Source organism: Chromobacterium sp. IIBBL 290-4, from assembly GCF_024207115.1.
Lineage (GTDB): Bacteria > Pseudomonadota > Gammaproteobacteria > Burkholderiales > Chromobacteriaceae > Chromobacterium.
The window spans coordinates 1,204,417-1,222,704 of sequence record NZ_CP100128.1 but is presented as its reverse complement, the minus strand read 5'-3'; the positions used below and the strand labels follow the sequence as shown (position 1 = coordinate 1,222,704).

Here is an 18,288-nt window from a genome sequence, read left to right as displayed (position 1 = left end):
CGCTTGCTACGACAGCGTAGCGCGCGCGCAGAATCATGCATTGTGGATGGCTAGACAGTGGCGCGGTGCGCCAGGCACGCAGAATGTCGAACAAGTTGCCGACAGCAGGGGGTTTGAGATGGAAATTCGCAGGATGATGGGTGGTTTTGTGCAATATTTCCTGTTAAATTTCAAATTAATTGAAATTTAATATATAAAAAATACTGCATTAGTCATAATTTGGATATTTTATTCGATTGCGCGGGTTTGACGATGCTCGGCTCGCAATGATTAGATGGAGCCTAGAAAATCAGATGGCTTGACCATCTTCCGACACTAAGGAGATCTCTCTTGAGCGAATCCAGCACAGGTTTGAAGCGCGAGCTGAAAAACCGCCACATCCAGCTGATTGCGCTTGGCGGCGCGGTCGGCACCGGTTTATTCCTTGGATCGGCCAGCGTATTGAAGGCGGCCGGTCCCTCGATGATTCTCGGCTATGCCATCGCCGGTCTCATCGCGTTCATGATCATGCGCCAACTGGGCGAGATGGTGGCCGAAGAGCCGGTGGCCGGCTCGTTCAGCCATTTCGCTTATCGCTATTGGGGCCGTTTCCCCGGTTTCCTGTCCGGCTGGAACTATTGGGTGCTGTATGTGCTGGTGAGCATGGCCGAGCTGACCGCGGTCGGCGCCTATGTCCAGTACTGGTGGCCGCATGTGCCGTCCTGGGCCACCGCGCTGGTGTGCTTCGTCTGCATCAACGCCATCAACCTCGCCAATGTCAAATCCTATGGCGAGTCCGAGTTCTGGTTCGCCTTGATCAAAGTGGCGGCGGTGATCGGCATGATCGTGTTCGGCGCTTATCTGCTGATTTCCGGCACCGGCGGCCCGCAGGCTTCCATCTCCAATCTGTGGAATGACGGCGGTTTCTTCCCGCACGGTTTCAGCGGCCTGTTCATGATGATGGCGGTGATCATGTTCTCCTTCGGCGGCCTGGAGTTGATAGGCATGACCGCGGCGGAAGCTTCCGACCCGCAGAAGACGATCCCGAAGGCGGTGAACCAGGTGATCTACCGCATCCTGATCTTCTACATCGGTTCGCTGGTGGTGCTGTTGTCGCTGTTCCCGTGGAGCAAGGTGGCGGCCGGCGGCAGCCCCTTCGTGATGATCTTCGAGCAGATCGGCGCCGGTTTCACCGCGCATGCGCTGAACTTCGTGGTGCTGACCGCCGCGCTGTCGGTGTACAACAGCGGCGTGTACGCCACCAGCCGCATGTTGTTCAGCCTGGCTGAGCAGGGCAATGCCCCGGCTGGACTGAAAAAGCTGGACAAGCGCGGCGTGCCGGTGAACGCCACCATCGCGTCCGCCATCGCCACCTTCGCTTGCGTGATCCTGAATTATCTGTTGCCGGGCGAGGCGCTGGGCCTGTTGATGTCGCTGGTGGTGGCCGCGCTGGTGACCAACTGGGCGATGATCAGCCTGACCCACCTGAAGTTCCGCCGCGCCAAGGCGGGCCAGCAGACGGTATTCCCGTCCTTCATGTTCCCGGCGGCGAACTGGATCTGTCTGGCGTTCATGGTGATGATTCTGGGCATCCTGCTGTTCACGCCGGGCATGTCGGTTTCGGTCTATGCCTTGCCGATCTGGCTGGGCGTGCTGTGGGTGGCTTACCGGATGAAGCGCTCGCCGGCCGCGCCGCAGTTGGCGCGCGAAAACGCCTGAGCGCGGCGGCCAAAAGCGCATGCCGGGCTTGACGGACCCTCGTTCAAACCGGCATGCTGTAAAAACGATGCAAACGAAACTCTCCTTCTCCTCCAATCGCAAAGCGTGGTGGCGCCGCTAAACGGCGCGCCAGGGGAGAGTGTTTGTTTTTTCCAAGGCCGCCGCACAGGGCGGCCTTGTTGTATCCAGTCTCACCCCATGCGGCGGCAGCTTCAGCTAGTTCAGGAGTAGCCATGCAACGCATGCAGTGGGGCTCGCGCCTCGGTTTTATTCTCGCCTCAGCCGGCGCCACCGTCGGCCTGGGTTCGATCTGGAAGTTTCCTTACGTCACCGCGATGAATGGCGGCGGCGCTTTCCTGTTGGTTTATCTGGCATTCACCTTTACCTTGGGCCTGGCTTTGCTGCAGGCGGAACTGGCCATCGGCCGCGCGGCCGGCTGCGGCGCGGTGGGCGCGTTCGCCCGGCTGGGCTCGCGGCGCTGGAAACTGCTGGGCTACAGCGGCGTGTTGTGCTGCTTCCTGGTGTTTTCGTTTTACAGCGTGGTGGGCGGCTGGACGCTGGGCTATCTGCGGCGCGCGCTGGACGGCCGCGTGATGAACGGCGATCTGGCCGAGCTGGGCGGTTTGTTTGGCCAGTATGTCGGCAATCCCGCCGAGTCGCTGGCCACCCATGCCTTGTTCGCGGCGCTGACGCTGCTGGTAGTGATGGGCGGGGTGCAAAAAGGCATCGAACGGGCCGGCAAGGCCTTGATGCCGCTATTGTTTCTGCTGATGCTGGGGCTGATCGCGCGTTCGCTGACCTTGCCGGGCGCGCAGGCTGGCGTGGAGGCCTTGTTCCGGCCGGATTTTTCCAAGCTGACGCCGGCCATGCTGGTGGAGGCGCTGGGATTGGCCTGCTTTTCCCTGTCGGTCGGGGCCGGCTGCATGTTGGCCTACGGCTCTTATTTGGGCCGGGACGCGCGGCTGGGCAACTCCGCGCTGTGGGTGACCGGGTTGACCGCGCTGACCTCGGTATTGGCGGGCTTGATGATTTTCCCCGCCATCTACGCTTTTGGACTGGATCCTCAGGCCGGCCCGGGGCTCACCTATATGGTGATGCCGGCGGTGTTTAATCATCTGCCTTACGGCCAGCTGTTTGCGGTGCTGTTCTTCGCCTTGCTGCTGATGGCGGCGCTGACCTCGGCGGTTTCGCTGTTGGAAGTGGTGGTGGTGTTGCCGATAGACGAGTTCGGCGTCAGCCGGCGCAAGGCCACGCTGCTGGTGACCGCGCTGGTGTTTCTGGCCGGCATTCCGGCGGCGCTGTCCTTTGGGCCGCTGGCCGAGTACAAGTTGTTTGGCCGCAATGCCTTCGAGTTGATGGATTACGCGGCCTCCAATGTCCTGCTGCCGCTGGGCTGCATCGGCACCGCGCTGTTTGCCGGGCGCGTCGCCTGGCCGGCGGTTAGCGCTGAGCTGAGCTTGTCCGCGCTGGCGGCGGCGCTGATGCGAGCCGCCTGCCGCTGGCTGGCGCCGTTGTTGATCGGCATGGTGCTGGTCTACAACCTATAACAGCCAGCGCAGCAGGCCGTAGACGACGAAGCTGATCACGATGGCGAGCAGCGTCTTGCCGTTTTTCCAGGCCACGGCGATGGATACCAGGGTGCCGATCAAATACGCATTGCGCCAGGACAGGTCGATGTGGCCGGCCGGCGCCAGCGCCATCGGCGCGATCAAGGCGGACAGCACCGCCGCCGGCACATAATGCAGCGCGCGGTTGAGCCAGTCGGGAAAGGCCAGCCGGTGGCCGAACACCAGGAAGCTGGAGCGGATGGCCAGCGTGCAGGCCAGCATGCCGGCTATCATCAGCCAGGATTGCGCTTCGCTCATGCCGGCTCCTTCGGGTCCAGTTTTTCCGCCAGCAGGCCGGCCAGCACGCCCAAGAGCGCCGCCAGCATCAGATCCAGCTTGTAGGGCAGGCCGCGCGCCAGCAGGGCGGTGGCGGAGGCGACCGCGGCGGCGGCCAGCGTGGGCCGTTTTTTCAGCTGCGGCGCGACGATGGCGGCGAAAGTGGCCACCATGGCGAAATCCAGGCCCAATTGCGCCAGACCCGGCACCGAGCGCCCCAGCGCGATGCCGGCCAGCGTCCACAGCAGCCAGTTGCCGTACATCGCCAAGGACGAGCCCAGCCAATACCATCGGCCGTCGACCGAGCCCAGGCTGCGGAAACGGTGCTCCACCACGGCGAAGGTTTCATCGGTCAGCCAGAAAGCCAGCGGCCAGCGCCAGGACAAGGGCCAGGAACGGGCGTGCGGCAGCAGGGTGGCGCTGTACAGAGCGTGGCGCAGATTGACGACGAAGGTGGTCAGCCAGATCACCGGCAAGGCCGCGCCGGCGGATACCAGGCTCACCGCGATGAATTGCGAGGAGCCGGCGAAAACCAGCAGCGACATGCCGAAAGCGGCGGCGGAGGACAAGCCGGCGGCGGTGGCCAGCGTGCCGAAGATCAGGCCGAACGGCGCCGCCCCCACCATCATCGGCAGGGTGTCGCGGGCGCCATCCAGCAGCTGGCGGGCGGGAGGAGCGGTCATGCGCATCATTCCGTAAAGGCGGAATGATCAATATACCAGATAGGTGTTTTGGCTTGGCCGCGCGATGGCCGGCTTAGGATCCGGCCATGAAGGTGCGGATGCCGGAACCGACGAACTGCACGCCGATGCAGATCAGCAAAAAGCCCATCAGCCGGGTCATCACTTCGCGGCCGCCGCGGCCCAGGCGTTCCGAGATCAGCAAGGACGACTTCAGCGTCAGCCACATGCCGGCGCAAGTCAGGCCGATGGCGGCGAAGGTCATCGCGAAGGCCAGCGCCTTGGCCGGCAAGGTCGACAGTTCGGCGATCTCGGTGGAGATGCCGATCACCACGGCGATGGTGCCGGGGCCGCTGATGCCGGGCATGGCCAGCGGGAAGAAGGCGTAGTCCTCGCGTTCGCCCGATTGCTTGGGCGTCTGGCCCGGGTCTTGCGACAGGAACAGCATGCGGTAGCCCAATACCGCCACCACAAAGCCGCCGGCGATGCGCAGCGCGCCGTAGGAAATGCCGAAGGCGGCCATGATCAGGTTGCCGGCCAGCAGGCTTACCACCATGATGGCGCCGGCGAAGACGCAGGCGCGTTTGGCTTGCGAGTTGCGGCGCAGCTCGCTCATCTCGCGGGTCAGCGTGATGAACAGGGGAATCTTGGATAGCGGATTGGTGATGGTGATCAGGCTGAGCAGACCGCCAAACAGGAATTGCAGCGACAAGGTTTTGAACATGATGCGGGGCCGAATTAGTGCCTGACGATTGTAGAAGGTTCCGATTTGGCTGGATAGCGGGCAATTGCCTTTTAATCCGATGGCATCGGTTTCTTGTGGCGTAGACCGCACGGCTGCGACATTTTGCCGCGCTTGCCGGCTATTGTGCCATGCTAAAGTGAAGCATTTCTCTATTCTCCCGGAGTCAATCCATGAAACGCTTCGCCGCCGCCCTGATCGGCCTGTGCTTGTCCGGCCTCGCCGCCGCCCATTCCTTTGAGTTGGGTTCCATCCACATCGGCCATCCCTGGAGCCGCGCGATGCCGGAAACCAGCGCCACGGGCGGCGTGTACTTGTCGCTGGAGAACAAGGGCAAGGAAGCCGACAAGCTGGTGTCCGCCGCCACGCCGCGCGCGGAAACCGCCGAGCTGCATACCCATATCAACGATAACGGCGTGATGCGGATGCGCAAAGTGGAAGGCGGCGTGGAGCTGCCGGCCGGCAAAACCGTCAAGTTCGCGCCGGGCAGCTATCACGTGATGCTGATGGGCCTGAAGCAGCCGCTGAAGGCTGGCGATCATTTCCCGCTGACGCTGAAATTCGAAAAGGCGGGCAGCGTGACCGTGGACGTGGTGGTGCAGGACGGCGCCGCCGGCGGCCATGAGCATTGATCACTGATTTATATCTGTTTTCCCAAGCTTCGGCGCAATGCGAAACCGCGTTGCGCCGAAGTTACATGGTGCTTTGCAGCAACGACGAAGGCGCTTTACAGGCGGATTTTCGCTGGGCAAACTGGCTCCCGTAATGAGCTTTGAACAAGACGTCATGCCCGCCGCCGGCCCCCGCAAACCGGTTTTGCGCCAAGTCTGCCAAATATAAAGAGAGATGGAGGAGCGGACGCTTATCGCGTTCGATACAAACTACAGACAGGGGGCCCGGCGGCACTTTTATGCGTTATGCTAGAGTCTTGTTCCTTCTGTCCATTCCCTCCGCATGACCGCTTCCGCCGCCTCCGTTTTGCCCCGCGTCGTCATCCACTATTGCACCGGCTGCCGCTGGCTGCTGCGCGCCGGCTGGCTCGCCCAAGAGCTGCTGACCACCTTTGAAAAAGAATTGTCCGAAGTGGCGTTGCGTCCCGGCAGCGGCGGCGTCTTCCGCGTCGAGGTCGATGGCGAGCTGCTGTGGGATCGTAAACGCGATGATGGCTTTCCCGAGTTGAAGCTGCTGAAACAGCGCTTGCGCGACCGCATCGCGCCGGACAAGCCGCTGGGGCATAGCGACCGCCCCGCCTGAGCGACGCCGCGATGAACGCCCCGCAGCGCAAAATCATCCATGTCGATTGCGACTGCTTCTACGCCGCCATCGAGATGCGCGACGACCCCAGCCTGCGCGAGCTCCCGTTGGCCGTTGGCGGGCGGCCGGAAACGCGCGGGGTCATCGCCACCTGCAATTATGTGGCCCGCCGTTTCGGCGTGCATTCGGCGATGTCGTCGGCGCGCGCGCTGCGGCTATGCCCTGAGCTGGTGATCTTGCCGCCGGACATGGCGCGCTACCGGCTGGCCAGCCAGCAGATCATGGCCATTTACCTGCGCTATACCGAACTGATCGAACCCTTGTCCTTGGACGAGGCTTATCTGGATGTGACCGGCCAGCCGCACGAGCAGGGCAGCGCCACGCTGATGGCGGAAGCCATCCGCCGCCAGATCCGCGACGAAGTGGGCATCACCGCCTCGGCCGGCATCGCTCCGAACAAATTCCTGGCCAAGGTGGCCAGCGACTGGAACAAGCCCGACGGCCAGTTTCTGGTGCGGCCGCGCGACGTGGATGCCTTTGTCGCCGCCTTGCCGGTGGAGAAAGTGCACGGCGTGGGGCGGGTGACGGCGGAGCGCCTGCACAAGCTGGGCATCCACAGCTGCGGCGATTTGCGGCGCTGGCCCGCCGCCGATCTGTTCCGCCATTTCGGCCGATTCGGCGAGCAATTGCTGGCGATGGCCCTGGGCCGCGACGAGCGGCCGGTATCGCCGGACCGCAGCCGCAAGTCCATCAGCGTGGAAGAAACCTATGCTCAGGATTTGCCGGATCTGCAGAGTTGCCTGGCCAAGCTGCCGGAACTGGCCGACAGATTGCAGGCCCGGCTGGCGCGCAACGGCAATCCGGAGTTCAAGGGTTTGTCCGTCAAACTGAAGTTCGACGATTTCAGCCAAACCACGGTGGAGCAGACAGGGTTCGCGCTGTCGATGGCGACGTTCGGCCAGCTGTTGCGCACCGGCCATGCCCGCGGCGGCCGGCCGGTGCGTTTGCTGGGGGTGGGGGTGAAGCTGGCGGACGAGCAGGACTTGCCGCGCCAGCTGCGATTGTTTGACCGGCATGGCCGGCCTTTTCCCGACGCCTCGCCAGATCAGGCCTCAGACGTCGGCAGCGAGGCGGTTGCCCCTCCGTTGGATGGCTGAGGGGGCATGGCGGATCACCCCGCTGGCGGGGCATCCGCCTTAGGAGCCGGACTTGGCGGTTTTGGCGGTGGCGGCGAAGTCGCCGGCATAGGCTTCCACCAGCTGCGACGGTTGCAGATAGCGTCGCAAGGCGGCGTTGACCTGTTCCGTCGTCAGCGCCTCTATCTGGCGCTCAAGGCCGGCGCTGAAGGCCATGGTGCGGCCGCGCTCCAGCTGGCCGGCCAGTGCGCTGCTGAGCGTATCGTCCTGCGCGCGCGCCAGCTGCCGGGCTTGCTGCAAGGAATGCTTGGCATCCGCCACTTCTTCCGCAGTCACGCCGTCCTTCAGCAGCCGGGCCAGCTCTTCGCTGACGCCGGTCTTGATCTTGGCCAGGTTTTGAGGCGCGTAGATGGCGGACAGTATCCATTGCGACACCGGCGCGAAGCTATCCACCATCAGGTCGCTGCCGGCATGGTAGCTGAGCCCGTCTTGCTGGCGCAGGCGCTGGAACAGCCGCGATTTGGTTTCGCCGCCCAGAATGCGGTTGGCGACCAGAAGGGCGGGATAGTCCGGCGAATCGTCTTGCAGCGCCAGCGGCAGGGCGGCGAAATAGACGGCGTTGGCCTGGTCCGCCAATTGCAGTTGCTCGCTGCCGGCCTGGTCCGCGCGCTGTTTCTCCTCCAGGCGGCTGTAGGCCTGGCGGCTATTCCAGTCGCCGAATAGTTCGCCAAGCTGGCGCTTGACCGCCGCGGCGTCAAAGTCGCCAACCAGGGCGAACTGCGCGTGGCCGGCCCCGTAGAACTCGCGCTGGAACGCTTTGAGCTGTTCCAGCGTCGCGGCCTTCAGCGCGGCGCTTTGCTCATCCAGCGTGGCGAAATGGCGGATGTCGCCGGCAGGGTAAGGGTCCATGCGCTTGGCGATGGACTGGTAGGCCTGCGACTGCGGATTGTTGCGCAGGCTGTCTATATTGCTCTGGCTGGCCAGTTTCAGCTTGGCGAACTCATCGGCCGGGAAGGTGGGAGATTTCAGCGCGTCGCCGATCAAAGCCAAGAGCGCGGGCAATTGCTCGCGCTGGACGCTGAAGCCCACGCGCAGATTCTGGCCGCTGCCGCTGATCTGCAGCGAGGCTTTGAGCTGATCGATGCGGCTGGAGATTTCGCTGGCGCTGAGCTTGCCGGCGCCGCGCAGCAGCATGGCCGAGGTCAGCTGGCTGATCGTGGCTTTTCCGGCCAGGTTGGCGGCATTGCCGAACTGGAAGGCGAAATAGCCGCTGATGGTATTGCCGCGGGTTTTCTTGGGCAGCAGCGCCAGCTTGGCGCCATTGGGCAGCGTCGCGCGCTCGGTGCGCTGATCGATGTTGGCGGGGCTGGGGTCGAAGTTTTCGCCCTGGCTGAGCTGGGCTTTGCCTTGATAGCCTTCCACCATCTTGGCCACGTCCGGCGTGTCCGGAATCGCGCTGCGGTCGGGCTTGGCCGTCGGCAAGTACTCGCCCAGCGTGCGATTGCTGGCTTTCAGGTAGTTTTCCGCCACGCGCTGCACATCGGCGGGCTGCAGCGCCTCGATGCGGTCGCGCTGCAGGAAGAACAAGCGCCAGTCGCCCTGGGCGATGGCTTCGGTCAAGGCCAAGGTCAGCGATTGCGAATCGGCCGCCGTCTGGCTGAAGTCGCTGAGCCAGGCGCTTCTGGCGCGGTCCAGCTCTTGTTGCGTCACCGGGTGGCGCTTGAAGTCTTCCAAGGTGCCCAGCAAGGCTTTGCGCGCCGGCTCGCTGTTCTGCTCCTTGGACAGCTTCAGCCAATAAGATACGTAGCCGGGTTCGGCCAAGCCCATGCTGACGGGCCAGACGCCAACCGCCAGCTTGCGATTGACCAGGCTTTTATACAGCCGGCCATTGGGGTTGTCGGTCAGAATCGCGTCCAGCATTTCCAGACCGGCCCAGTCCGGGTGGCTGCCGGATGAAGCGTGATACAGCGCGGCCAGCATGTGGGTGTCGCCGACGCGGCGCACGGTGATCTGGCGTTCGCCGTCGCGCTGCGGCTCCACGGTCCAGGTGGGAACCAGCTGGCGCTGCGGTTTGGGCAGCTTGCCCAGCGTGTTTTGCGCCAGCGCCAGCGCCTGGGCGGGATCGAACTTGCCGCCTATCACCAGCACCGCGTTGTCCGGCTGATAATACTTGCGGTAGAAGGCGCGCAGATTTTCCATCTTCACCTTCTCCACGTCGGAGCGCGCGCCTATGGTGTTGTGGCCATAGTTGTGCCAGTCGAAACTGGCGGCGGTCAGCTGCTTCCACAAGGTGCGGAAGGGGTCGCTTTCGCCTTTTTCCATCTCATTGCGGACGACGGAAAATTCCTTGTCGAAGTCCGCCTGGTCGATGCGGCTGTTGACCATGCGGTCGGCTTCCATGCCGAGCGCCCAGGCCAGGTTTTCTTCGCCGGCCGGGAAGGATTCGTAATAGTTGGTGCGGTCCTGCGCGGTGCTGGCATTGCTTTGGAAGCCGCGGCGAGACAGCTCGTCCATCACATTGGCGATCTGGCCGGTCCCCTTGAACATCATGTGTTCCAGCAAGTGAGCCATGCCGGTTTCGCCGTAGCTTTCGTGGCGGCTGCCGACCAGATAGGTGAGATTGATCGTGGCGACCGGTTTGGAGGCGTCGGGCGCCAGCAGCACGCGCAGGCCATTGGCGAGCCGGTATTCGCTGATGCCTTCCACAACGGCGTAAGGCGACAGCGTGGCTTGAGCGGCGGCGACCGGGGCGGCGTCGGCCCACACGGCCGCGGCAGGGGCGATGCTTAGGGCGATGGCTAGGGCAAGGTGTTTGATGCGCATAGATTCTCCGCTGTCCATGGCAGACAGATTATTGCAGGCCGGCGATCCAGGTCGGCTGATAGGTCTAACATTCAGCCATATCATGTCATGAATGACAATAAAATGACATAGGTATAATTGTGGATTGCAGACAAAAAGGATAGATCGCTGCGGCGCGCCGGGGTTCCGGTCTTGAAAAGAAGGCCCAGCGGGATGGCCGGGCGGGGAGGGTCAATTGCGGCGCAGATTGCTGATGCCCATCAGCATGCCCATGCCGATGAACAGCGTCACGGTGGCGGTGCCGCCGTAGGACATGAAGGGCAGCGGCACGCCGACTACCGGCAGGATGCCGGACACCATGCCCATATTGACGAAGGCGTAGACGAAGAAGGACATGGTGATGGAAGCGGCCATCAGCCGGCCGTACAGCGTTTGGGCGCTGGCGGTGATCATCAGCGCGCGGCTGATCACCAGCAGATACAGCACCAGCAGCACCAGATTGCCGATCAGGCCGAACTCCTCGGAATACACCGCGAAGATAAAGTCGGTGGTGCGCTCAGGGATATAGTCGAGGTGAGTCTGGGTGCCGTTGAGCCAGCCCTTGCCCCAGGGGCCGCCGGAGCCGATGGCGATCATCGACTGGATGATGTGGTAGCCGGTGCCCAGCGGGTCGGTGGTGGGGTCGATCAGCGTCAGCACCCGTTTGCGCTGGTAGTCGTGCAGATGGTTCCACACCAGGGGCATGCTGGCGCCGGCCAGCACGATGCCGCTGAAAATCACCTTCCATGGCAGGCCGGCGAAGAACAGCACGAAGAAGCCGGCGGCGGCGATCAGCAGCGCGGTGCCGAGGTCGGGCTGTTTCAGCACCAGCGCCACCGGCACCAGCATCAGGCCGGCGGCCACCAGATAATGCCACCAGCGCAGCGACAGCTCGTACTTCTGGAAGAACCAGGCCAGCATCATCGGCAGCGCGATCTTGAGGATTTCCGAAGGCTGTATCCGGGTGACGCCTAGGCTCAGCCAGCGGGTGGAGCCGTTGACGGTGATGCCCTTGAAATGGACGGCGATCAACAGCAGCACGCCGATGACGTAGATCGGCGGCGCGAAATTCATCACGCTTTGCGGCCGCATCCGCGCGATCAGCCACATCACCGTCAGCGCCATCATGGTGTAAATCAGCTTGTTGTCTATCTTGTCGAAAGACTGGTTGTTGGCGGAGTACAGCAGCACCATGCTGACCGCGAAGATCAAGCCGAGGAACAGCATCAGCCAGCCGTCCAGCGGCTCCTTGATCCGCTGCCAGATCAGCTTAATCAGCGGCGTTTTCATTTTGCTCTCCGGTCGCGGCGGCGTCGCCGTTTTCCTGCGGCACGGTTTTCAGCAGTCCGTCCAGGTCCTTGGGCACCTTGCCCAGCAGATAGAAGTCGAACAGGCCGCGCGCCACCGGCGCGGCGGCGGCGGCGCCGAAGCCGGCGTTCTCGACGATGATGGCCACGGCGATTTTGGGCTTCTCCACTGGGGCGAAGGCGATGAACCAGCTGTGGTCGCGGTATTGTTCGGCCAGCGCGGCGGCGTTGTACTTGGCGCCTTGCTTGATCGCCACCACCTGCGCGGTGCCGGTCTTGCCCGCCATCGAATACTGCAGACCGACGCCGACGCGGGCGCCGGTGCCGGAGATCATCACCCCGTGCATGCCTTCCTTGATGTAGTCGAAGTACTCCTGCGGGTAGGGCAGTTGTCTGACCGGCTTGGGTTCGATCAGACGCGCCTCGCCGCTTTTGGAGTCGACGATTTGCTGCACCAAGTGGGGTTTGAACACTTGGCCGTTATTGGCCATGATGGCGGTGGCATTGGCCATCTGCAGCGGCGTATAGGCATTGAAGCCCTGGCCGATGCCGACGCTGACCACATCGGCCGGATACCAGCGCCTCACCTCGGGCTTGTAGCGGGCGAAGCGTTTTTCCTTCCACTCCTTGGACGGCAGTATGCCGCTGGCTTCGCCGTCCAGGTCGATGCCGGTCTTGCTGCCCAGTCCGAAGGAGCCGACCACCGGGTGGATCTTGTCTATGCCCATGTCCCAGGCCAGCTTGTAGAAGAAGGTATCGCTGGAGACGGTGATGGCGCGCTGCAGGTTCACCATGCCGTTGCCCTGCTTCTTGCTGTCGCGGAACTGGTGGCTGGAGCCTGGCAGCGTGAAGTAGCCCGGCGCCGGACGGATGTCGCGAAGGCCTATGCTGTGCGTCATCAGCGCCGCCATCGCCATGAAGGGCTTGAAGGTGGAGCCGGGCGGGTAGGTGCCGCGCAGCGCGCGGTTGATCAGCGGCTTTTGCCAGTCGGTGTTGAGCGCGCTCCAGGTTTGGCTGTCGATGCCGTCGATGAACAGGCTGGGATCGAAGCCCGGCTTGGACAGGAAGGCCAGCACGCCGCCGGTGCTGGGGTCGATGGCCACCAGCGCGCCGCGGCGCTGGCCGAACAGCTTGTCGGCCATTTCCTGCAGGCGGATGTCCAGCGCCAGCTTCAGCGTATTGCCGTTGACCGGCGGAGTGCGGCGCAGGCTGCGCACGGCGCGGCCGCCGGAGTCGGTTTCCACCTCTTCGAAGCCCACCTGGCCGTGCAGATCGTCCTCGTACACCGCTTCCAGGCCGGTTTTGCCGATGTAGTTGGTGCCCTTGTAATTGGTGGTCTTGTCCTCGTCGTCCAGCCGCTCTTTGTCTTTCTGGTTGATGCGGCCGATATAGCCCAGCACATGGCTGGTCATTTCTTTATACGGATAGTCGCGGAACAGCCGGGCCTTCACTTCCACGCCGGGCAGTTGCCAGGCATTGGCGGCGACGCGGGCGGCCTCTTGGTCGGTCAGCTTCACTTTCAGCGGCACCGCCTCGAAGTTCTTGCTATCGCCCAGCAGTTTCTTGAACAGCTTCTCGTCGCGCGGGGTCACGTCGGCCAGCGTTTTCAGCTTGGCGATGGTGGCGGCGAGGTCGGGAATCTTGCTCGGGGTCAGCTCCAGGGTGTAGGCGGAGTAGTTTTGCGCCAGCACGATGCCGTTGCGGTCCAGGATCAGGCCGCGGTTGGGCAGGATGGGCACCAGCGAAATGCGGTTGTTCTGCGCCAGCGTGGAAAAGTGGTCGTGTTGCAGCACCTGCAGCCAGACGAAGCGGGCCAGCAGGGTGAGAAACAAGAGAATGATCAGGCCGTAGGCGATGATCAGCCGCAGCTCGAACTGTTCTTCGTCGTTCTGCGGGTTTTTGAAGCGATTGGGGCGGCGCATGGATCAGTCGGGCTTCATGCAGAATGGTGGCGGTAAGGAATCAACATCAGCTTGGTCAGCAGCGGCCACAGCAGCGCGCCGATCAGCGGCGGCAGGAAATAGCTCCAGCCGACGAAGGCCGATCCGGTCAGCATCCGCACCACCACCATGATGAATTGGTTCATGGTCATCAGACCCAGCACCACCAGCGCCTGCTGGCCCAGATTGAACATCACCAGCTGGCGCTGGCGGCTCAAGGCCAGGAAGGCGGTGGCGGAGTAGGCCAGGGCGTGCTGGCCGAACAGGCCGGCGGTGGACACGTCGGCGACGATGCCCATCAGAAAGGCCACGCCGATATTGACGCGGCGCGGCTGGTTGATCACCCAGTACAGGATCAACAGGCCGATGAAATCCGGCAGCCAGCGCGTGCTGCCGTGCGGCAGCGGCACCAGCTCGATCAGCACGGCGATGACGAAAGTCAGGAAGATGAAGCGGCGCTTGACCGGCTTGAGCAATTCCTTGGGGCGGTCCAACGACATCGGGCCTTACTCCTCGTCGGCGGCCTTCTTGCCGCCCTTGGTCTTCTTCTCCGGCGGCGCCGGCGGCTCGGCCGGGCGGGCCGGCGTTTGCTTGGCTTGCAGCGCCAGCACGTAACGGGTTTGCTGCACGCCGGCCAGCGGCTGGGTGTAAACGCGGGTGAAGGCGGCGCCGGCATTGCGTTCCACTCGGCTGACGGTCGCCACCGGAATGCCTTCCGGGAACAGGCCGTCCAGGCCGGAGGTGACGATGCGGTCCTTTTCCTTCACGTCCGAGCTCTGCGGCAGATAGCGCAGCTCCACGCCGCCGCCATAGCCGTACAGGATGGCGCGCTCGCCGGTGCGCTCCACCATCACCGGCACCATCTGGTTCTTGTCGATGATCAGCGACACTTCCGCGGTCAGCGGCTGCACGCGCGTCACCTGGCCCAGCAGGCCGTGCGCGTCGATCACCGGCTGGCCGGCCAGCAGTTTGGCGTCGGCGCCCTTGTCGATGATGATCTTGTAGGAGAAGGGGTCGCGGCCGGTGTACAGCGTCTCGGCGATCTGGGCCGAGTCGTCGCGCTGCGCGCGGATGGCGTTCAGCTGGCGCAATTCGTTCAGCTCGCGCTCCAGCGTCTGCAGCCGCGCCAATTGGGCGGACATCTGCAGCTGCTTCTCGCGCAACTGGGTGTTTTCCTGTTTCAGCTCGGTCTGCGAGATCAGGTAGTCGCCGGCGTGGCGCACCGCCTGGGCCGGCAGATTGACCGCGCGCTGCACCGGGTACAGCGCCAGCGACAAGGCCTCGCGGGCTTGCTCCATCAGGCCATAGCGGCTATCGCCGATCAAGAGCGCGATCGACGCGACGACGCTCATCGCCAGACGGGCGGCCGGCGGCGGCCCGGAGCGGAAAAAGCTGGGGGTGTTGGCGAAATCCATGGCCAGACACGCCGCGCCTTGACGGCGCGGCGTCCGCTTGCTTCGTTAAGGTCCGATGCTGGAAGTTTAAGGCACGTTGGTGAAAATGGTGCCGATCTTATCCATTTTCTCCAGCGCCTTGCCGGAACCGCGCACCACGCAGGTCAGCGGCTCTTCGGCGACGAATACCGGCAGGCCGGTCTCTTCGGCCAGCAGGCGGTCGATATCCTTCAGCAGCGCGCCGCCGCCGGTCAGCACCATGCCTTTTTCGGCGATGTCGGCGCCCAGTTCCGGCGGGGTTTGCTCCAGCGCGATCTTCACGGCGGAGACGATCTGGTTCAGCGGTTCGGTCAGCGCTTCCAGGATTTCATTGGAAGACACGGTGAAGGCGCGCGGAATGCCTTCGGCCAGGTTGCGGCCCTTGACTTCCATTTCGCGGACTTCGGCGCCCGGGAAGGCGGAGCCGATGGTTTTCTTGATTTCTTCGGCGGTGGTTTCGCCGATCAGCATGCCGTAGTTGCGGCGGATGTAATTGATGATGGCTTCGTCGAACTTGTCGCCGCCGACGCGCACGCTGTTGCTGTACACCACGCCGCCCAGCGAGATCACGCCCACTTCGGTGGTGCCGCCGCCGATGTCCACCACCATGGAGCCGGTCGGCTCCTCAACCGGCAGGCCGGCGCCGATCGCGGCGGCCATCGGCTCTTCGATCAGTTCCACGCGGCGCGCGCCGGCGGCCAGGGCGGAGTCGCGGATGGCCTTGCGTTCCACCTGGGTGGAGCCGCAGGGCACGCAGATCACGATGCGCGGGCTGGCGGCGAAGAAGCGGTTCGGGTTCACCTTCTTGATGAACTGCTTCAGCATTTGTTCGGTGACGGTGAAGTCGGCGATCACGCCGTCCTTCATCGGGCGGATGGCTTGGATGCTGCCCGGGGTGCGGCCCAGCATGCGCTTGGCTTCCAGGCCGACGGCCAGGATGGATTTCTTGTTGGTCGGCGCGTCGTTGTGGATGGCCACCACCGACGGCTCGTCGAGCACGATGCCCTTGCTGCGCATGTAAATCAGGGTGTTGGCGGTGCCGAGGTCGATGGCGAGGTCGTTGGAGAAGTATCCGGTCAGCGAACGAAACATTGGGCGATCCTGGTCAGTTTTCGTCAGTGGCGGACGCCACCGGCGTCCGTAAAAAATCCAGTTTATCTTGTTGCCGGGCCGCAGCCCCGCCGAATCGGAGATTTTGCAATCACAACTGCAATCAACGTCGCTTGTGGGCGGAGTGTGCGCCCATTCGGCTGGCCTTGAAGCAGAACATGCCTCGATTCGCGGGCGTCAAGCAGGCCTGCACTGTATGGCCCCGTCGCGTCTGAGGCGGCATAAAACGCTAAGCGAAAAATGCTGCCCGGATGCGTCGTGGCGCAATGTCGATCTTGGGAGAATCAAACGGGGTATGATACCCTATAAAGCTTGAAATATTAAAGGTTTTAACGAGGAAGCCATGTCGCTGACGCATCAGGATGTCGCACGGATTGCCAAGCTTGCCCGCATCAATGTGAGCGAGGCGGAAATCGCTGCCACGGCAGACCAGCTCAACAATATTTTCGGCCTGATCGAACAGATGCAGGCCGTAGACACCACCGGCATCGAGCCGATGGCGCATCCGCAGGACGTGTCGCTGCGCCTGCGCGACGATGTGGTCACCGAGACCAATCGGCGCGAGGCCTTCCAGGCGGTGGCGCCCCAAGTCGAAAAAGGCTTGTTCCTCGTTCCCAAGGTGATCGAGTAAGCCTGTGAGCCCTTCCGGCGCGATTGGTTCCCTGAGCCTGGCGCGCCGGGCCAGACTATCCGGATAGCAAGATTTGACCGATATGACACAAGCCACACTCAAGCAATTGTCGCAACAGCTGGCGGCCAAACAGGTTTCCAGCGTGGAGCTGGCCAGCCAATACCTGGACCGCATCGAGGCGCTGAACCCGCAGCTCAACGCCATCGTCACCACGGATCGCGCAAAGACGCTGGCCGAAGCCCAGGCCGCCGACGCGCGCATCGCCGCCGGCAACGCCCATGCCCTGACCGGCGTGCCGCTGGTGCACAAAGACCTGTTCTGCCAGCAAGGCTGGAAGACCAGCTGCGGCTCCAAGATGCTGGACAACTTCGTCTCGCCGTACAGCGCCCACGTGGTGGAGCAGTGCGCCGCCGCCGGCATGGTGACCTTGGGCCGCGCCAATATGGACGAATTCGCCATGGGCTCGTCCAATGAAAACTCGTTCTACGGCGCGGTGAAGAACCCGTGGGACGCGCAGGCCATTCCGGGCGGTTCGTCCGGCGGCTCCGCCGCCGCGGTGGCCGCGCGCCTGGCGCCGGTAGCCACCGCCACCGATACCGGCGGCTCCATCCGCCAGCCGGCCAGCCATTGCGGCGTGACCGGCATCAAGCCGACCTACGGCGTGGTTTCGCGTTACGGCATGGTAGCCTTCGCCTCCTCGCTGGACCAGGGCGGCCCGATCGCCCAGACCGCCGAGGACTGCGCGCTGATGCTGAACGTGATGGCCGGCTTCGACGAGCGCGACTCCACCAGCCTGGAGCGCGCCAAGGAAGACTACGCTCGCGAGCTTGGCAACCCCTTGAACGGCTTGCGTGTGGGCCTGCCCAAGGAATACTTCGCCGCCGGCCTGGATGGCGATGTGGCGCGCGCGGTCGATAACGCCGTGGCCGAGCTGAAGAAGCTGGGCGCCGAGGCGGTGGAAATCAGCCTGCCCAACACCGAGCTGTCGATCCCGGCTTATTACGTGATCGCCCCGGCCGAGGCCTCCACCAACCTGTCCCGTTACGATGGCGTCCGCTACGGCCATCGCGCCAAGGACTACAAGGACCTGGTGGACATGTACGAGAAGACCCGCGCCGAAGGCTTTGGCGACGAGGTCAAGCGCCGCATCCTGGTGGGCAGCTATGTGTTGAGCCACGGCTACTACGACGCCTACTATCTGAAGGCGCAGAAGATCCGCCGCCTGATCGCCAACGATTTCAAGGCCGCCTTCGGCCAGTGCGACGTGATTCTGGGGCCGGTGGCGCCGACCGCTGCCTTCGATCTGGGCCAGATGGCGTCCGATCCAGTGCAGATGTATCTGTCCGATGTCTACACCCTGTCGGTGAACCTGGCCGGCTTGCCGGGCATGAGCGTGCCGGCCGGCTTCGCCGCCAACGGCCGCCCGATCGGGCTGCAGATCATCGGCAACTACTTCGCCGAGGCCAAGATGCTGAACGTGGCGCACCAGTTCCAGCAGGCGACTGACTGGCACGCCAAGGCGCCCGCGCTGTAATTTTTGAATTAGCCACAAGAATCGCGCGCGAGGCCCTCGCGGCCGTCTCTGCCTGAAGCTCCTCTCCCCTGGCGGGAGAGGGGTTGGGGAGAGGGACTA

The 18,288-nt window shown here is 63.5% G+C and carries 16 protein-coding genes; 7 read left to right on the top strand and 9 right to left on the bottom strand.

Translation table 11 applies throughout. The features are described from left to right. The first annotated feature begins 330 nt into the window (after nt 1-330). The gene (locus NKT35_RS05705; RefSeq protein WP_254299659.1) at nt 331-1,698 is read left to right on the top strand and encodes an amino acid permease; all 1,368 of its coding nucleotides are present in this window, start codon (nt 331-333) and stop codon (nt 1,696-1,698) included. A gap of 233 nt (nt 1,699-1,931) precedes the next feature. Continuing rightward, nucleotides 1,932-3,245, top strand: coding sequence for a sodium-dependent transporter (locus NKT35_RS05700; protein WP_254299658.1), 1,314 nt, complete (start codon nt 1,932-1,934; stop codon nt 3,243-3,245). Here the strand turns inward: NKT35_RS05700 and NKT35_RS05695 are convergent. The 3 genes from NKT35_RS05695 to NKT35_RS05685 form a co-directional block, all read right to left on the bottom strand. Continuing rightward, a complete protein-coding gene (locus NKT35_RS05695) occupies nt 3,240-3,563 on the bottom strand; it encodes an AzlD domain-containing protein (RefSeq protein WP_254299655.1) in 324 nt (107 codons plus the stop codon). The genes NKT35_RS05700 and NKT35_RS05695 overlap by 6 nt on opposite strands. Then, nucleotides 3,560-4,264 (bottom strand): AzlC family ABC transporter permease, encoded by a 705-nt coding sequence (locus tag NKT35_RS05690; protein ID WP_254299653.1) that lies wholly within the window; start codon nt 4,262-4,264, stop codon nt 3,560-3,562. Before NKT35_RS05690 ends, NKT35_RS05695 begins: the two co-directional genes overlap by 4 nt. A gap of 73 nt (nt 4,265-4,337) precedes the next feature. Next, nucleotides 4,338-4,985, bottom strand: a complete 648-nt coding sequence (locus NKT35_RS05685) for a MarC family NAAT transporter (RefSeq protein WP_254299651.1) — start codon at nt 4,983-4,985, stop codon at nt 4,338-4,340. Between the two features lie 191 nt (nt 4,986-5,176). Between NKT35_RS05685 and NKT35_RS05680 the strand changes: the two genes are divergently transcribed. The 3 genes from NKT35_RS05680 (at nt 5,177) to dinB (ending at nt 7,414) form a co-directional block, all read left to right on the top strand. Continuing rightward, complete coding sequence (locus tag NKT35_RS05680) at nt 5,177-5,635, top strand: copper chaperone PCu(A)C (RefSeq protein ID WP_254299649.1); 459 nt, start codon at nt 5,177-5,179, stop codon at nt 5,633-5,635. Nucleotides 5,636-5,957: 322 nt separating this feature from the next. Further along, nucleotides 5,958-6,257 carry an Rdx family protein gene (locus tag NKT35_RS05675; RefSeq protein ID WP_254299647.1) on the top strand — a complete coding sequence of 100 codons (300 nt, stop codon included), beginning with the start codon at nt 5,958-5,960 and terminating at the stop codon, nt 6,255-6,257. Nucleotides 6,258-6,268: 11 nt separating this feature from the next. Beyond that, complete coding sequence (gene dinB, locus NKT35_RS05670) at nt 6,269-7,414, top strand: DNA polymerase IV (protein ID WP_254299645.1); 1,146 nt, start codon at nt 6,269-6,271, stop codon at nt 7,412-7,414. Nucleotides 7,415-7,453: 39 nt separating this feature from the next. On the opposite strand, the gene NKT35_RS05665 is transcribed toward dinB, so the two are convergent. The 6 genes from NKT35_RS05665 to NKT35_RS05640 form a co-directional block, all read right to left on the bottom strand. Further along, the gene (locus NKT35_RS05665) at nt 7,454-10,216 is read right to left on the bottom strand and encodes a M16 family metallopeptidase (RefSeq protein WP_254299643.1); all 2,763 of its coding nucleotides are present in this window, start codon (nt 10,214-10,216) and stop codon (nt 7,454-7,456) included. Nucleotides 10,217-10,426: 210 nt separating this feature from the next. After that, nucleotides 10,427-11,524, bottom strand: a complete 1,098-nt coding sequence (rodA, locus tag NKT35_RS05660; RefSeq protein WP_254299641.1) for a rod shape-determining protein RodA — start codon at nt 11,522-11,524, stop codon at nt 10,427-10,429. Then, nucleotides 11,505-13,463 (bottom strand): penicillin-binding protein 2, encoded by a 1,959-nt coding sequence (mrdA, locus tag NKT35_RS05655; RefSeq protein ID WP_254299638.1) that lies wholly within the window; start codon nt 13,461-13,463, stop codon nt 11,505-11,507. The genes rodA and mrdA overlap by 20 nt, the downstream gene beginning before the upstream one ends. A 14-nt stretch (nt 13,464-13,477) precedes the next feature. Next, nucleotides 13,478-13,981, bottom strand: a complete 504-nt coding sequence (gene mreD, locus NKT35_RS05650; protein ID WP_254299636.1) for a rod shape-determining protein MreD — start codon at nt 13,979-13,981, stop codon at nt 13,478-13,480. Nucleotides 13,982-13,987: 6 nt separating this feature from the next. Continuing rightward, nucleotides 13,988-14,896 carry a rod shape-determining protein MreC gene (mreC, locus tag NKT35_RS05645; RefSeq protein WP_254299632.1) on the bottom strand — a complete coding sequence of 303 codons (909 nt, stop codon included), beginning with the start codon at nt 14,894-14,896 and terminating at the stop codon, nt 13,988-13,990. 66 nt (nt 14,897-14,962) lie between these two features. Further along, a complete protein-coding gene (locus NKT35_RS05640) occupies nt 14,963-16,006 on the bottom strand; it encodes a rod shape-determining protein (protein ID WP_011137903.1) in 1,044 nt (347 codons plus the stop codon). A 361-nt stretch (nt 16,007-16,367) separates the two neighbouring features. On the opposite strand from NKT35_RS05640, the gene gatC reads away from it, so the two are divergent. Beyond that, nucleotides 16,368-16,655: an Asp-tRNA(Asn)/Glu-tRNA(Gln) amidotransferase subunit GatC gene (gatC, locus tag NKT35_RS05635; RefSeq protein WP_254299630.1), complete on the top strand. Its 288-nt coding sequence runs from the start codon at nt 16,368-16,370 to the stop codon at nt 16,653-16,655. An 82-nt stretch (nt 16,656-16,737) separates the two neighbouring features. Next, nucleotides 16,738-18,189 (top strand): Asp-tRNA(Asn)/Glu-tRNA(Gln) amidotransferase subunit GatA, encoded by a 1,452-nt coding sequence (gatA, locus tag NKT35_RS05630; protein WP_254299628.1) that lies wholly within the window; start codon nt 16,738-16,740, stop codon nt 18,187-18,189. The last annotated feature ends 99 nt before the right edge of the window (nt 18,190-18,288 follow it).

Excerpts from the sequence above, each read along its gene's own strand:
- NKT35_RS05700 (WP_254299658.1), top strand. The coding sequence starts at position 1,932 with ATGCAACGCATGCAGTGGGGCTCGCGCCTCGGTTTTATTCTCGCCTCA.
- NKT35_RS05695 (WP_254299655.1), bottom strand. The coding sequence starts at position 3,563 with ATGAGCGAAGCGCAATCCTGGCTGATGATAGCCGGCATGCTGGCCTGC.
- NKT35_RS05690 (WP_254299653.1), bottom strand. The coding sequence starts at position 4,264 with ATGACCGCTCCTCCCGCCCGCCAGCTGCTGGATGGCGCCCGCGACACC.
- NKT35_RS05685 (WP_254299651.1), bottom strand. The coding sequence starts at position 4,985 with ATGTTCAAAACCTTGTCGCTGCAATTCCTGTTTGGCGGTCTGCTCAGC.
- NKT35_RS05680 (WP_254299649.1), top strand. The coding sequence starts at position 5,177 with ATGAAACGCTTCGCCGCCGCCCTGATCGGCCTGTGCTTGTCCGGCCTC.
- NKT35_RS05675 (WP_254299647.1), top strand. The coding sequence starts at position 5,958 with ATGACCGCTTCCGCCGCCTCCGTTTTGCCCCGCGTCGTCATCCACTAT.
- dinB (WP_254299645.1), top strand. The coding sequence starts at position 6,269 with ATGAACGCCCCGCAGCGCAAAATCATCCATGTCGATTGCGACTGCTTC.
- NKT35_RS05665 (WP_254299643.1), bottom strand. The coding sequence starts at position 10,216 with ATGCGCATCAAACACCTTGCCCTAGCCATCGCCCTAAGCATCGCCCCT.
- rodA (WP_254299641.1), bottom strand. The coding sequence starts at position 11,524 with ATGAAAACGCCGCTGATTAAGCTGATCTGGCAGCGGATCAAGGAGCCG.
- mrdA (WP_254299638.1), bottom strand. The coding sequence starts at position 13,463 with ATGCGCCGCCCCAATCGCTTCAAAAACCCGCAGAACGACGAAGAACAG.
- mreD (WP_254299636.1), bottom strand. The coding sequence starts at position 13,981 with ATGTCGTTGGACCGCCCCAAGGAATTGCTCAAGCCGGTCAAGCGCCGC.
- mreC (WP_254299632.1), bottom strand. The coding sequence starts at position 14,896 with ATGGATTTCGCCAACACCCCCAGCTTTTTCCGCTCCGGGCCGCCGCCG.
- NKT35_RS05640 (WP_011137903.1), bottom strand. The coding sequence starts at position 16,006 with ATGTTTCGTTCGCTGACCGGATACTTCTCCAACGACCTCGCCATCGAC.
- gatC (WP_254299630.1), top strand. The coding sequence starts at position 16,368 with ATGTCGCTGACGCATCAGGATGTCGCACGGATTGCCAAGCTTGCCCGC.
- gatA (WP_254299628.1), top strand. The coding sequence starts at position 16,738 with ATGACACAAGCCACACTCAAGCAATTGTCGCAACAGCTGGCGGCCAAA.